We start from the raw sequence: 12,983 nt of genomic DNA, 5'->3' as shown, positions 1-12,983 counted from the left end.
TCAGCTCTTCGGCTCTTCGGTTCCACGGCCGGGCCCTCGGATTCCGAGGGCCTGTGTCGTCGCCGGGTTCACCAGCAGCACCAGCGCGCCGATCGCGACCACCGCGAGCGCGATACCGGCCGGGATGGCCACGCTGTCGGCCTGGAGCAGGTTGTAGGCCACGGGCAACGCCATGACCTGGGTGATGACGGCCGGACCCCGGCTCCAGCTGCGCAAGCCGATCAGTCCGCGCGCGGCCAGCAGCGGCAGCAGCGCGAGCACCACCAGGGTCACCCCACCGGTCACGGCCTGCTGCCGGTCGTCCGGTTCGCCGGTAAGACCCAGGACGAGCATCCACACCCCGGCGACGGCGAGCGCGAGGCCCTCCAGTGCGACGAGGACCGCCGCGTAGGTCAGGCGGCGCGGGCGGGGTCCGTCGGGGCCGTCGGTCTGCGGGGCGGGGATCTGCTCAGCACTCACCCCAGCAGGGTAGTCCCCGGGATCCGGCCCCAGGTGTTCAGGCTCACGCCGTCTCCTCTTACCCAACCCCTACCTCGGTATGGGCCGGGTACCCCCCAGTAGGTACGCTGCAACTCATGCGTGCACTTCTCGTGGTCAATCCGGCGGCAACCACCACAAGCGCACGTACGCGCGATGTCCTGCTCCACGCACTCGCGAGCGAGATGAAGCTGGAAGCGGTCACCACCGAGTACCGGGGCCACGCGCGCGACCTCGCCCGGCAGGCCGCGGAGACCGGGAACGTCGACCTGGTCGTGGCCCTCGGCGGCGACGGCACGGTCAACGAGGTCGTCAACGGCCTGCTGCACACCGGCCCCGACCCGGACCGCCTGCCCGGCCTCGCCGTGGTCCCCGGCGGCTCCACCAACGTCTTCGCCCGCGCCCTGGGCCTGCCCAACGACGCCGTGGAAGCGACCGGCGCCATCCTGGACGCCTTGCGCGAGGGCCGCGAGCGCACGGTCGGCCTGGGGCTGACCTCCGGGACGCCCGGCACCGAGGACGAGGCGGTGCCCTCGCGCTGGTTCACCTTCAACGCCGGGCTCGGGTTCGACGCCGGGGTGGTCGGGCGGGTCGAACAACAGCGGGAGCAGGGCAAGAAATCCACACACGCTCTCTACGTGCGTCAGGTGGTCCGGCAGTTCCTCGGCGAGCAGCACCGCCGGCACGGGACGATCACGCTGGAGCAGCCCGGTGCGGACCCGGTCACCGATCTGGTGGTGGCCATAGTCTCGAACACCTCGCCCTGGACGTATCTCGGCAATCGCCCGATGTACACGTCACCTAAGGCGTCGTTCGATAAAGGCCTCGACGTACTCGGTCTCAGCCGCCTGTCCAGCGCCGCGGTTGCCCGGTATGGCACCCAGTTGCTCACTTCGTCCCCCGAACGCGGACCCCATGGCAAGCACGCTGCGGCGCTGCACGACCTGAGTGAGTTCACCTTGCATTCGAAGGTCCCCCTGCCCCTCCAGATGGACGGCGACCACCTCGGACTGCGTACGAGCGTGACGTTCACAGGCGTACGCCGTGCACTGCGTGTGATTGTGTGAGCAGAAAGGGCTGAAGTCCTTTCACTCGAACGTTTAGACCAGGGTCCACCCCATGGAAGTACGGCTGTGACCTAGTCGACACCGAGGAATCAAAAAAAACTTTCCGGAAGGGGTTGTATCCGCCGCTGAGGTTTGCGAGTCTCTACGTGGCGATCGAGACGGCCCGCAACACCGGCCTCCACGGATCACCGGAACCCCTCTTCAATCCACAGGACCTCCGCCAGTGAACCTGGCGTTCGGCCCTTCACTTGTTGAGGGATTCGTGAAAGCGTTCACATTCACAAGCAACCCGCACGTAATACCAAGGAGAGGTAGCAGCCATGGACTGGCGTCACAACGCCGTTTGCCGCGAGGAAGACCCCGAGCTCTTCTTCCCCATCGGCAACACCGGTCCTGCGCTGCTGCAGATCGAGGAAGCCAAGGCCGTCTGCCGTCGCTGTCCTGTTATGGACCAGTGTCTGCAGTGGGCGCTCGAGTCCGGCCAGGACTCCGGCGTCTGGGGTGGTCTCAGCGAGGACGAGCGCCGCGCCATGAAGCGCCGCGCCGCTCGCAACCGTGCCCGTCAGGCCTCCGCCTGACGTCCACCCCGCTCACAGCCTGAGCTTGGCGGCGCGTACAGCGAGTACGCATCTCCCGCCCCCGAGCCGCAGCGCGCAGTACCCCCGATGCGCATAGCAACGAGCGACTGGCCCCGGATCATCCATTGATCCGGGGCTCTTTGCTGTTCAGGTACGACCGTTGCTGTTCCGGTACGGCCGTTCAAACACCCGCGCGTGCACGGCAGTTCGGGTCCGCGCATGTGAAGGTCGTGTGCACATACGTCACTTGTGCGCCTGCACCGGCACGTCCAGGATCACCCGGGTCCCCCGCTCCGGCCCCGGCACCATGTCGAACGTGCCGCCCAACTCGCCCTCCACCAGCGTCCGTACGATCTGTAGGCCCAGGTTGCCCGAGCGGTGCGGGTCGAATCCCTCGGGGAGGCCTACGCCGTCGTCCTGCACGGTGACCAGGAGGCGGGCGTCCTTCGAGGTGCCGCCGCGGACCGCCGAGACCTCGACCGTGCCCGTCTCGCCCTCGCGGAACCCGTGTTCGAGGGCGTTCTGCAGGATCTCGGTGAGGACCATGGAGAGCGGGGTGGCGACCTCGGCGTCCAGTATTCCGAAGCGTCCGCTGCGCCGGCCGGTGACCTTGCCCGGGGAGATCTCGGCGACCATCGCGAGCACCCGGTCGGCGATCTCGTCGAACTCCACGCGCTCGTCCAGGTTCTGGGACAGCGTCTCGTGCACGATCGCGATCGAACCGACCCGTCGTACGGCCTCCTCCAGGGCCTCCCGGCCGCGCTCGGAGTCGATCCGGCGGGCCTGGAGACGCAACAGGGCGGCGACCGTCTGGAGGTTGTTCTTCACCCGGTGGTGGATCTCCCGGATGGTCGCGTCCTTGGTGATCAACTCCCGCTCGCGACGACGCAGTTCGGTGACGTCCCGGAGCAGGACCAGTGAACCGATGCGGGTGCCCTTGGGTTTGAGCGGGATCGCCCGGAACTGGATGACCCCGTCCCGCGCCTCGATCTCGAACTCGCGGGGCGCCCAGCCACTGGCGACCTTGGCCAGCGCCTCGTCCACCGGACCCCGGGTGGGGGCGAGTTCGGCGGTGGTCACGCCCAGGTGCTGGCCGACGAGGTCGGTGGCGAGGCCCATGCGGTGGTAGGCGGACAGGGCGTTGGGCGAGGCGTACTGCACGATGCCGTCCCCGTCGAGGCGGATCAGTCCGTCGCCGACGCGCGGCGAGGCGTCCATGTCGACCTGCTGGTTCGGGAACGGGAAGGAACCGGCCGCGATCATCTGCGCGAGGTCCGACGCGCTCTGGAGATAGGTCAGTTCGAGGCGGCTGGGGGTGCGCACGGTGAGGAGATTGGTGTTGCGGGCGATGACACCCAGGACGCGCCCGTCCCGTCGTACCGGAATCGACTCGACCCGGACGGGGACCTCTTCGCGCCACTCGGGGTCGCCCTCGCGGACGATGCGGCCCTCGTCCAGGGCCGCGTCCAGCATGGGGCGGCGGCCGCGCGGGACGAGGTGGCCGACCATGTCGTCCTGGTACGAGGTGGGACCCGTGTTCGGCCGCATCTGGGCGACGGAGACATAGCGGGTGCCGTCGCGCGTGGGGACCCACAGGACCAGGTCGGCGAAGGAGAGGTCGGAGAGCAGCTGCCACTCCGAGACCAGCAGGTGGAGCCACTCGAGGTCGGAGTCGTCGAGTGCGGTGTGCTGGCGTACGAGTTCGTTCATGGAGGGCACGTCTGCGAGCGTACCCGCCGGTCTGTACCTGTCCTAAAAAACACCCGCGGGCCGCGGCGCCTGAGAGGGACCCTCAGCCCTCTCGGCACCGCAGCCCGGAGCAGCAACGGCCACGGGGTGTGCGGTCCCGATCGGCCGATGGATGAGGAGCCGGGGCAGTCAGGGCAGAGAGCCTCGGTTCCTCGGTCCGTCCTCCTGTGCGGGGAGGACGGAGGCTTACGCCTTAACACATTGTGGACTAGACCACTATCCGTGTCCATGCGTTGAAGGATGTTTGATGGTGGCGCTTTTCCGCTGCGATCCGCTCGGTCCGCCACTCGTAGGACGTCCCGGCATCCACGGCGAAGCCTAACGGTGTTGAGTCATGTGCGGGACCAGATGGTCATGGCAATTTCGGCGACCGCCGCCAGCTCCTCGCGGCTCGCCCCGTCCCGCGCCTGCTGGGACATTCCCTGAATGACCGCCCCCGCGTGCCGGGCGAGCGCGGCGGCATCGAGGTCCGCGGGCAGCTCCCCCGCCGCGATGTCCGCCTCGATACGACGCTCCAAGGTGACGAGGTTGGCGTTGCGCCGCTCCCGCAGCGACTCCTCCACCTCGGGGGTCGTGCAGTTGGTGGCCGCGTGGACGACCAGACAGCCGTGCGGCCGGTCGGGTGCGGTGTACTCGGCGGCCGCCTCACGCAGTATCCGCGCCACGGCGGCCCGGGCGGTGGGTTCCTCGGCGAGCGCACGGTCGGTGAAGGAGCCGTAGCGCGTGCCGTACTCCGCCACGACCTCGGCGAACAGGGCCTGCTTGTCACCGAAGGCCGCGTAGAGGCTGGGGGCCCCGATGCCCATGACGCGGGTGAGATCGGAGACGGAGGTCGCCTCGTAGCCGTGCTCCCAGAACGCCAGGACCGCCTGCTCCAGCGCGGTCGCACGGTCGAAGGAACGCGGCCGACCTCGGGTCTTGGCTGCCTTGACCTGCGGTTTCGTCTCCTCGCTGCGCACCATGGAGTGAATTGTATAGCGAGTGCTAGAGAAATGTCGGCGGGCTGCTGTACGGTTTTTCTGTAGCGACCGCTAGAGAACTCACTACGGAGACATGGAGGGGCTTCGACATGGGCGTGCTCACGGGCAGGACGGCACTGGTCACGGGTGCGGGCAGGGGCATCGGGCGGGGCATCGCCGAGCGGCTGGGGCGGGACGGGGCGCGGGTGGCCGTGCACTACGGCAGGAGTGAGGCGGCGGCGAAGGAAGTGGTCGCCGCGATCGAGGAAGCGGGCGGCTCGGCGTTCGCGCTCGGTGCGGAGCTGGGCGGGCCCGGCGATGTCGAAGGGCTCTGGGCGGAGTTCGACCGGCACGCGGACGGGCTGGACATCCTGGTGAACAACGCGGGGATCGGATCCTCCTCGCCGATCGAGGAGATAGGGGAAGAGGAGTACGACCGCGTCTTCGCGGTGAATGTGAAGGCACCGTTCTTCCTGGTCGCGCACGGCATGGGCCGGCTGCGGGACGGGGGCAGGATCATCAACATCTCGTCGGGGCTGGCCCGCACCGCGGCGATGCCGCACAACATCGCGTACGCCATGACGAAGAGCGCCCTGGACGTCTTCTCCCGGGACCTGTCCAAGGTGCTGGGCCCCCGGGGCATCACGGTGAACTCGGTGGCGCCGGGCGTCATAGACACGGACAACACGGCCGAGCTGCTGCACGGGAGCGAGGACAGCTGGGCGCGGGTGGCGGCCTTCTCCGCGCTGGGGCGGGTGGGAGAGACCGCCGACGTGGCGGACGTGGTGGCGTTCCTCGCGTCCGAGGGTGGACGGTGGATCACCGGGAGCTGGGTGGATGTGACGGGAGGTTCGCTCACCTAGGTCCTGTCCGCGAAGTCCGGTCCTCCGCCGGGAGGGCGGGCCCTGCGGCGTCCGGTGCGCGCTCCGGGGGTCACCTGGCCGGAGGTTGGGCGGGGGCAAGGCGTGCCGGGCGTCGCAGGGCAGGCGGGACTTCGCGGACACGGCCCGGCGGCCCGGCAGCGTGCGGTCAGCGGGTCTCCGTCACCTTGGCCAGGGCGCGGGGCGCGTCCGGGTCCTGGCCGCGGGCGATGGTGACCTCGTAGGCGAGGAGCTGGAGCGGGAGGATCTCCAGGATGGGCTGGAGTTCCTCGGGGACGCCCTCGACGGGCAGGACGAAGCCGGCCGAGGCCTGGTCGACCTGGCCGGCCGGGCCGATGACGACCAGGTCGGCGCCCCGGCCGCGCAGCCGGTCGAGGACGGGCTGGAGGGCGGTGCCGCCCTTGCCGTCCGTGACCACGGCGATGACCGGGGAGACGTTGTCGACCATGGCGAGGGGGCCGTGCAGGAGGTCGGCGCCGGAGTAGGCGAGGGCGGGGATGTAGCTGGTCTCCATCAGCTTGAGGGCGGCTTCCTTGGCGGTGGGGTAGCCGTAGCCGCGCGAGGTGATCACCATGCGTTCGGCGAAGCGGTAGCGGGAGGCGAGGGTGCGGACCTCGTCCTGGCGGGCGAGGAGCTGCTCGGCGAGGTCGGGCAGCGCCTTGGCCGCCGCGCCGTCGCCGCCGCGCAAGCCCTCGACGAAGAGGTAGAGCGCGAGGAGGGAGGCCGTGTACGTCTTGGTCGCGGGGAGGGCCTTCTCCGGGCCGGCCATGACGTCGATGTGGTACTCGGAGACGGCGGCCAGCGGTGAGTCCGGGTTGTTGGTCACCGCGACCGTGATCGCGCCGGCCTCGCGGGCGGCCCGGGTCGAGGCGACCAGGTCCGGGGAGCCGCCGGACTGACTGACGGTGACGACGAGGACGTCGGTCAGGTCGGGGTGGGCGCCGTAGGCCGTGGTGGTCGACATGGAGGTGAGTCCGCAGGGCAGGCCGAGGCGGATCTCCAGGAGGTACTTGGCGTAGAGGGCGGCGTTGTCGGAGGTGCCGCGGGCGGTGAGCAGTACGAAGCGGGGCTTGCGGGCGGCCACGTCCTGGGCGACCTGGCGGATGCGCGGGGCGCCCTCGTCCAGGATGCGGCGCAGGACGGCGGGCTGTTCGGCCATCTCGCGGGCCATGATCCGGCCGGGGAGGTCGCTCTGAGGGGCCGGGGTCGTGGCGGTCATGCGGGGTCCTCCGGAGGTCGGTCGGCGCTGTGGTGCGGTGTCCATTTCACCCCCTCCGCGGGAGGTACGCCTCCGTTGGGCGGTTACCGGTTTTCGGACAGGCGGCGAACTCTGGGAGGCAAGAGCCTCCTCTGTTAGATTGGTGCGCGGATTGGTCTAAACCACACAGCTCCTCCGGGCTCCTCGAAGCCCCTCTGCAGAACGGCAGGCCAGCGTGGAAGTTGTCATCGTTCCGGACGCCAAGTCGGGCGGCGAGCTGATCGCCGAGGCCATGGCACAGCTGCTCCGGCGCAAGCCGGACGCCCTTCTCGGCGTGGCCACCGGGTCGACGCCGCTGCCCATCTACGAGGCGTTGGCGGCGAAGGTCCGCGCCGGCGCCGTGGACACCTCGCGGGCGCGGATCGCCCAGCTCGACGAGTACGTGGGGCTGCCCGCCGAGCACCCGGAGTCGTACCGCTCGGTGCTGCGGCGCGAGGTGCTGGAGCCGCTCGGGGTCGGGATCGACGCGTTCCTCGGGCCGGACGGGACGGCTGAGGACGTACAGGCGGCGTGCGAGGCGTACGACAAGGCTCTGGGCGAGGCCGGCGGGGTGGACCTGCAGATACTGGGCATCGGGACCGACGGGCACATCGGGTTCAACGAGCCGTGCTCCTCGCTGGCCTCGCGGACCCGGATCAAGACGCTGACCGAGCAGACGCGGGTGGACAACGCGCGGTTCTTCGACGGCGACATCGAGCAGGTCCCGCACCACGTCATCACGCAGGGCATCGGCACGATCCTGGAGGCCCGGCACCTGGTGCTGCTCGCGACCGGCGAGGGCAAGGCGGACGCGGTCGCCGCGACCGTGGAGGGGCCCATCGCCGCGGTGTGCCCGGCGTCGGCACTGCAGTTGCACCGGCATGCGACGGTCGTGGTCGACGAGGGCGCCGCGTCCAAGCTGAAGCTCGCGGACTATTTCCGACACACGTTCGTCAACAAGCCGGACTGGCAGGCTATTTGAGGGGCGGGTTCCTCAACCCGCCGGACCGGCGGGGCATCTGAGGAGCGGGCTCCTCAACACGCCCGACCCGCAAGGGATCCGCCCCCGTTCCACCCGTGTACGTGCCGGTGCCGGGCCCCCTCGTGGAAGGTCCGGCACCGGTGTATTCGGGGGTGGTCCCCTGGTCGGGGTCGCTCCCCCGGCTCACGGTCACGCCCCGGCGATGACCTCCGCCGCCGCGTGGCCGCAGACTCGGGCCGCGCCGTGAGTCGCGATGTGCAGGGCGCCTCGGGGCGGTGCCTGTGGGACGCCCATCTCGACCACGACGGTGTCGGGGCGGGCCGCCAGCAGGGTGTCGAGGGTGGCCGCCATCCAGGGGTGACGGTGTTCGTCCCGGACCACGACGACGATGCGCCGCGTACCGGCCGCCTTCAGGACCGCGCCCCCCGCGTCCTCCCCGGCGAACCCGGCCGTCTCCGTGCCGGGCAGGAGCCGGGCGAGTTCGGCGGCCACGCCCCAGGGGGTCTCGTCGCCCACGGCGATGTTCGCGACCGGGGTGAGGAGGGCGACGTAGGGCGGTTCGGTGAGCGGGGTGAAGTCGTCGGCGCCGGTGACCGTGAGGGCACGGCGGGCGGCGACGAGGCCGATGTCGACGCGCGTCACCTCTGCCGTAGAAGCGGAGCCCGCGTCCGAGGCGGAGCCTCCGTCCGAGGTGGCCGCAGCCGCCGCCGAAGCCGTCCACCGAGCCAACCCCCGTACCCGTTCCGCAGCTTCGGCCAGGCGTTCCTCCGGCAGCTCCCCCGACCGCACCGCCCCCACCAGCGCGTCGCGCAACCGTCGTACCGTCTCGTCGTCCGCGAGGCCGCCGCCCACGCAGATCGCGTCGGCACCGGCGGCGATCGCGAGGACGCTGCCGCGTTCGATGCCGTAGGTGGCGGCGATGGCCTGCATCTCCATGCCGTCGGTGACGATGAGGCCGTCGTAGCCGAGCCGGCCGCGGAGGAGGTCGGTGAGGATGCTGAGGGAGAGGGTGGCCGGGCGGTCCGGGTCCAGGGTCGGGACCAGGATGTGGGCGCTCATCACCGCGCGGGTGCCGGCGGCGATGGCCGCGCGGAACGGGAGCAGTTCGCGCCGCTCCAGGACCGGCGAGTCCGCGTCGATGCGCGGCAGCGCGTGGTGCGAGTCGACGGCCGTGTCCCCGTGGCCCGGGAAGTGTTTCGTGCAGGCGGCGACGCCCGCCGACTGGAGGCCGGTGACGTAGGCCGCCGTGTGCCGGGCGACCAACTCCGGGTCGGCGCCGAAGGAGCGGACCCCGATGACCGGGTTGGAGGGGTTGGAGTTCACGTCCGCGGACGGGGCCCAGTTGAGGTTGACCCCACACTCGGCGAGTCTGCGGCCCAGCTCGTGCGCCACCTCCCTCGTCAGGTTCACGTCGTCCACCGCGCCCAGCGCGTGGTTGCCCGGGAACGAGGAGCCCGTGCGGGCCTCCAGGCGGGTGACGTCTCCGCCCTCCTCGTCGATCGCGACCAGCACGTCGTCCCGCTCCGACCGCAACTGGGCGGTCAGGGACGACAGTTGATCGGGCGAGGCGATGTTGCGGCCGAACAGGCCCACCGAGGCCAGGCCTTCACCGAGGCGGCGCAGCAGCCAGTCGGGGGCCGTGGTGCCGGGGAAGCCGGGCTGCAGGACTGTCAGGGCGTCGCGCGTCAGGGTGTCTGTACCGCTGGCGAGTGTCGTCATCGGTTGCGTTATCCCTTCACAGCGCCCGCGGTCAGCCCCGCGGCCATCTTGCGCTGGACGATGAGGAACAGGACGACGATCGGCACGGCCATCATCGTGGCGCCGGCCATCATCGGGGCGTACTCGGTGCCGTGCTTGGTGGTGAAGTTGCCGAGCCAGACGGTCGCCGTCTGGTGCTCCTGGCTGAGCAGCATGAGGGCGTAGAGGTACTCGTTCCAGGCCTGGATGAAGCCGTATACGGAAGTGGCGACCATGCCGGGGGCCAGGAGCGGGAAGACGACCCGGATGAAGGCGCCGGTGCGGGAGCAGCCGTCGACCATGGCAGCCTCCTCCAACTCCTTCGGGATGTTGACGATGAAGCCGCGCAGGGTCCACACCGTGAACGGGAGGATGAAGGTCAGGTACGTGATGACCAGGCCGGAGAGCTTGTCGTACTGGTCGAGGTCGTTCAGGAGCAGGAAGACCGGGATGATCATCGAGACCAGCGGAACCATCTGGACCGCGAGGATGCCGACGATCACGATCTTGCGGCCCCGGAAGGCGAACCGGGAGATCGCGAGCGCGGCCAGCAGGCCCACGATGACGCCGATCACGACCACCGACAGGGACACGATGAGGCTGCGGCCGACCGGGCCCCAGAAGTCGGCGATGTCCAGTGCCCGGCGGAAGTTGTCGAGCGTGATGCCGGTGGGCAGCAGGCTCGGGTCCGGGTCGATGGCGTCCTTCGCCGGTTTGAACGCCGTGTCGAGCATCCAGTAGAGCGGGAAGCCGACGACGACGAAGACGAGCAGGCCGAGGAGGTTCCAGCCGACCTTGGACTTCCGGCGCCCACCGGTCGGCTTCCGGGGCGCGTCGGTCGTGAGCGCGCTCATTCGACCTCTCCGATCTGAAGCATCTGACGCATGTAGACGGCGACGACCCCGAGCAGCAGCACCACCGTGACCAGGGCTATCGCGGAGCCCTGTCCGTAGTCGTTGACGACGAAGGCACGGTCGTAGGAATAGGTGCTGAGCAGTTGGAAGTCAGCCTCGGGGTGGCCGCCGCGCATCACGAACACCTGCGGGAAGACGCCCATGTCCCAGATCACCGAGAGGGTCGTGAGCATCACGATGATCGGCTTGAGGATGGGCAGGGTGACGTACCGGAAGACGCCCCACGCTCCGGCGCCGTCGAGGCGGGCGGCCTCCTCCAACTCCTGGGGGACCTGGGTGAGTCCGGCGCTGAGCGTGATCACCACGAAGGGCACCGCGCCCCACACCACCAGCAGCATGATGACGAGGAGGCCCTGCGGTCCGCTCGCGAACCAGTTGTGGCCGACCATGTCGACGCCGGGGAGCCTGCTGAGCAGGGCGTTGAAGACGCCGTAGTCCGTGTCGAAGAGCCACTTGAAGACGGTGGTCGCGACGATCACCGGCATACCCCAACTGGCCACCAGGACAACGTTGATGAGGGTCTTCACCCAGCCGGAGACCTTCTGCTGGAGCAGCGCGAGCGCCATGCCGGCGACCATCGTGAAGATGACCGAGCCGGCCGCGAAGACGATCGTGCGGACGACGACGCCCCAGAACTCGCCGTCGCCGAGGATCCCGGAGAAGTTGTCGAAGCCGACCCACTCGGCGGGCTTGAAGCCCCACAGCTGGGACTGCCCGAAGGACTGGAAGGACAGCGTGACCAGGCGGACCAGCGGATAACCCATGACCAGGGCCAGGACGAGCAGACAGGGCGCGAGCAGCAGCCAGGGGATCCCGGCGCCGTTCGCTGTCCGCCGTCTGCGAGGTGCGCCGGAAACGCGCGGTGGGGGCGCCTGCCGCTGCGGCGGCACCTTGGCAGGTGTGGTCGTGTCGGCACTCATCGCGCGCTCCTCAGCGATCCCTCAGGTCGTACGGCCGTGCTTCATACGAGTGGCGGGGCCCTGCCCCGAGGACACGCAAGGCGTCCAACAGGGCCCCGCACTCAGGTCACTTGGTGTTGATGACCTTGTCGATCGCGGTGTCGGCCGCCTTCGCCGCGTCCTCGACCGACTGCTTGCCGGTGCCGATGTTCTGCAGCATCGTCTGCAGAACCTGAGCCTTCTCGACCTGGCCCCAGCCCGGTGCCATCGGGACGAACCAGTTGGACTCGGCCGCGGTGGCCGGGACCGCCGTCGCGGGGTCGCTCTTCAGCGTCGCGAGGTCGGTCTTGTTGTTCGGCAGGTTGCCCTTGGCCATCAGGCCCTTCTGGCCGGACGGACCGGTGAAGGCGTTGATCCACTCGGCGGCGAGCGCCTGTGCCTTGGACTTGACCGGGATCGCGAGGTCAGAACCGCCCAGGAACACGGGCATGTTCTTGCCGGACGGGCCGGGCATCACGAAGTTGACCAGGCTGGTCTTCAGCTTGCCGCCGGTCTTGTCGGCCTTCGGGTCGGCCGCGCTCGCGCCCTCCCAGGCGGCGCCGAAGATCATGGCCGCCTTGCCCTGGCCGTAGACGATGTAGCGGTCGGACTCGTCCTTGGTCTTGTCACCGTGCATGTACTTGTCGATGACGGTCTTGAACTCGTTGAGGCCCTTGATGGACTCCGGCGAGGAGAGGTTGCCCTTCCACTGGCCGCCGGACTCCGCGGCGATGGAGCCGCCGGCGTCGTAGACGAAGGACATGGCCGCGTACCAGTCACGGGTGGGCTGGTACCAGGCGCTGAACTTGCTGCCTTCCTTCTTCTGGATCTTGTCCAGGTCGGCGGTCAGCTCGGTGTACGTCGTCGGGGGCTTCTTGATGCCGACCGAAGCGGCGATGTCACTGCGCCAGTTGGCGACGCGGCCACCGGCGTAGTAGGGGACGCCGTAGGTCTTGCCGTCGTAGGTGACCGAGGCCTTGAGGCCGTCCAGCCAGGCGGAGGAGTTGGTGAACTTGGAAGCGTCGACGGGTGCGAAGGCGCCCTTGACCATGTAGCTCAGCATCTCGGTGTTGCCCATCTCGACCACGTCGGGCGCCTTGTCGGTGGCGAGGACCGCGTCGAGCTTGGTGTTCTTGTCGGGCCAGCCGTAGTACTCGTGCTTGATCTTGACGCCGGGGTGCGCCTTCTGCACGGTCGCGTCGGCCGCCTTCACCAGGTCGGGCCAGTTGTTCTGCGCGTCGACGGTGAGCCAGACGGTCAGCTCCTTGGCGTCGGCGCCGCTGTTCGAAGAGCTCTTGTCGTCGTTGCCCCCGCACGCCGCGATGGAGACCATCATGCCCGCGATACCGATCGCGGCTATCAGCTTGCGCTTCACGCCACCCTCCTCAGGGATGCCTGCCACACCTCCCGCCCAAGAGCCGGGACCTGAACCAATGGTGTAGACCAGTACCGGGAGCTTGGACC

General features: G+C 69.4%; 12 protein-coding genes. 4 read left to right on the top strand and 8 right to left on the bottom strand.

What is annotated here, in order from left to right; genetic code table 11:
* The gene (locus OG588_RS33385) at positions 1 to 459 is read right to left on the bottom strand and encodes a hypothetical protein (RefSeq protein WP_366095658.1); all 459 of its coding nucleotides are present in this window, start codon (positions 457 to 459) and stop codon (positions 1 to 3) included.
* A gap of 116 nt (positions 460 to 575) precedes the next feature.
* Here OG588_RS33385 and OG588_RS33380 point away from each other — a divergent pair, with 116 nt between their 5' ends.
* The gene (locus OG588_RS33380; protein ID WP_405950483.1) at positions 576 to 1,544 is read left to right on the top strand and encodes a diacylglycerol/lipid kinase family protein; all 969 of its coding nucleotides are present in this window, start codon (positions 576 to 578) and stop codon (positions 1,542 to 1,544) included.
* Positions 1,545 to 1,864: 320 nt separating this feature from the next.
* Positions 1,865 to 2,122 carry a WhiB family transcriptional regulator gene (locus OG588_RS33375; RefSeq protein WP_006142322.1) on the top strand — a complete coding sequence of 86 codons (258 nt, stop codon included), beginning with the start codon at positions 1,865 to 1,867 and terminating at the stop codon, positions 2,120 to 2,122.
* A 243-nt stretch (positions 2,123 to 2,365) separates the two neighbouring features.
* Here OG588_RS33375 and OG588_RS33370 read toward each other — a convergent pair whose 3' ends face one another.
* Positions 2,366 to 3,832 carry a sensor histidine kinase gene (locus tag OG588_RS33370; RefSeq protein ID WP_266867674.1) on the bottom strand — a complete coding sequence of 489 codons (1,467 nt, stop codon included), beginning with the start codon at positions 3,830 to 3,832 and terminating at the stop codon, positions 2,366 to 2,368.
* A 371-nt stretch (positions 3,833 to 4,203) separates the two neighbouring features.
* Positions 4,204 to 4,833, bottom strand: a complete 630-nt coding sequence (locus tag OG588_RS33365) for a TetR/AcrR family transcriptional regulator (RefSeq protein ID WP_405950482.1) — start codon at positions 4,831 to 4,833, stop codon at positions 4,204 to 4,206.
* Positions 4,834 to 4,940: 107 nt separating this feature from the next.
* Here OG588_RS33365 and OG588_RS33360 point away from each other — a divergent pair, with 107 nt between their 5' ends.
* Positions 4,941 to 5,693, top strand: coding sequence for an SDR family oxidoreductase (locus OG588_RS33360; protein WP_405950481.1), 753 nt, complete (start codon positions 4,941 to 4,943; stop codon positions 5,691 to 5,693).
* A gap of 166 nt (positions 5,694 to 5,859) precedes the next feature.
* Here OG588_RS33360 and OG588_RS33355 read toward each other — a convergent pair whose 3' ends face one another.
* Positions 5,860 to 6,930: an SIS domain-containing protein gene (locus OG588_RS33355; RefSeq protein WP_405950480.1), complete on the bottom strand. Its 1,071-nt coding sequence runs from the start codon at positions 6,928 to 6,930 to the stop codon at positions 5,860 to 5,862.
* Positions 6,931 to 7,144: 214 nt separating this feature from the next.
* On the opposite strand from OG588_RS33355, the gene nagB reads away from it, so the two are divergent.
* Positions 7,145 to 7,930, top strand: coding sequence for a glucosamine-6-phosphate deaminase (gene nagB, locus OG588_RS33350; protein ID WP_405950479.1), 786 nt, complete (start codon positions 7,145 to 7,147; stop codon positions 7,928 to 7,930).
* A 189-nt stretch (positions 7,931 to 8,119) separates the two neighbouring features.
* Here the strand turns inward: nagB and OG588_RS33345 are convergent, their stop codons facing one another.
* The 4 genes from OG588_RS33345 to OG588_RS33330 all read right to left on the bottom strand — a co-directional run bounded on the left by OG588_RS33345 (position 8,120) and on the right by OG588_RS33330 (position 12,894).
* On the bottom strand, positions 8,120 to 9,649 hold the full coding sequence (locus OG588_RS33345) for a glycoside hydrolase family 3 protein (RefSeq protein ID WP_405950478.1): 1,530 nt from the start codon (positions 9,647 to 9,649) through the stop codon (positions 8,120 to 8,122).
* An 8-nt stretch (positions 9,650 to 9,657) separates the two neighbouring features.
* Positions 9,658 to 10,521, bottom strand: a complete 864-nt coding sequence (locus tag OG588_RS33340; protein ID WP_019058287.1) for a carbohydrate ABC transporter permease — start codon at positions 10,519 to 10,521, stop codon at positions 9,658 to 9,660.
* Positions 10,518 to 11,501 carry a carbohydrate ABC transporter permease gene (locus OG588_RS33335; RefSeq protein ID WP_019058288.1) on the bottom strand — a complete coding sequence of 328 codons (984 nt, stop codon included), beginning with the start codon at positions 11,499 to 11,501 and terminating at the stop codon, positions 10,518 to 10,520. Before OG588_RS33335 ends, OG588_RS33340 begins: the two co-directional genes overlap by 4 nt.
* A gap of 106 nt (positions 11,502 to 11,607) precedes the next feature.
* Positions 11,608 to 12,894, bottom strand: coding sequence for an extracellular solute-binding protein (locus tag OG588_RS33330; RefSeq protein WP_019058289.1), 1,287 nt, complete (start codon positions 12,892 to 12,894; stop codon positions 11,608 to 11,610).
* Positions 12,895 to 12,983 lie beyond the last annotated feature (89 nt).

Origin of the sequence: Streptomyces prunicolor, assembly GCF_045162825.1 — a bacterium.
Classification (GTDB): domain Bacteria; phylum Actinomycetota; class Actinomycetes; order Streptomycetales; family Streptomycetaceae; genus Streptomyces; species Streptomyces prunicolor.
This window is presented reverse-complemented; position numbering and strand designations above follow the sequence as displayed.

Excerpts from the sequence above, each read along its gene's own strand:
- OG588_RS33345 (WP_405950478.1), bottom strand. The coding sequence starts at position 9,649 with ATGACGACACTCGCCAGCGGTACAGACACCCTGACGCGCGACGCCCTG.
- OG588_RS33380 (WP_405950483.1), top strand. The coding sequence starts at position 576 with ATGCGTGCACTTCTCGTGGTCAATCCGGCGGCAACCACCACAAGCGCA.
- OG588_RS33365 (WP_405950482.1), bottom strand. The coding sequence starts at position 4,833 with ATGGTGCGCAGCGAGGAGACGAAACCGCAGGTCAAGGCAGCCAAGACC.
- OG588_RS33335 (WP_019058288.1), bottom strand. The coding sequence starts at position 11,501 with ATGAGTGCCGACACGACCACACCTGCCAAGGTGCCGCCGCAGCGGCAG.
- OG588_RS33340 (WP_019058287.1), bottom strand. The coding sequence starts at position 10,521 with ATGAGCGCGCTCACGACCGACGCGCCCCGGAAGCCGACCGGTGGGCGC.
- OG588_RS33360 (WP_405950481.1), top strand. The coding sequence starts at position 4,941 with ATGGGCGTGCTCACGGGCAGGACGGCACTGGTCACGGGTGCGGGCAGG.
- OG588_RS33370 (WP_266867674.1), bottom strand. The coding sequence starts at position 3,832 with ATGAACGAACTCGTACGCCAGCACACCGCACTCGACGACTCCGACCTC.
- OG588_RS33355 (WP_405950480.1), bottom strand. The coding sequence starts at position 6,930 with ATGACCGCCACGACCCCGGCCCCTCAGAGCGACCTCCCCGGCCGGATC.
- OG588_RS33375 (WP_006142322.1), top strand. The coding sequence starts at position 1,865 with ATGGACTGGCGTCACAACGCCGTTTGCCGCGAGGAAGACCCCGAGCTC.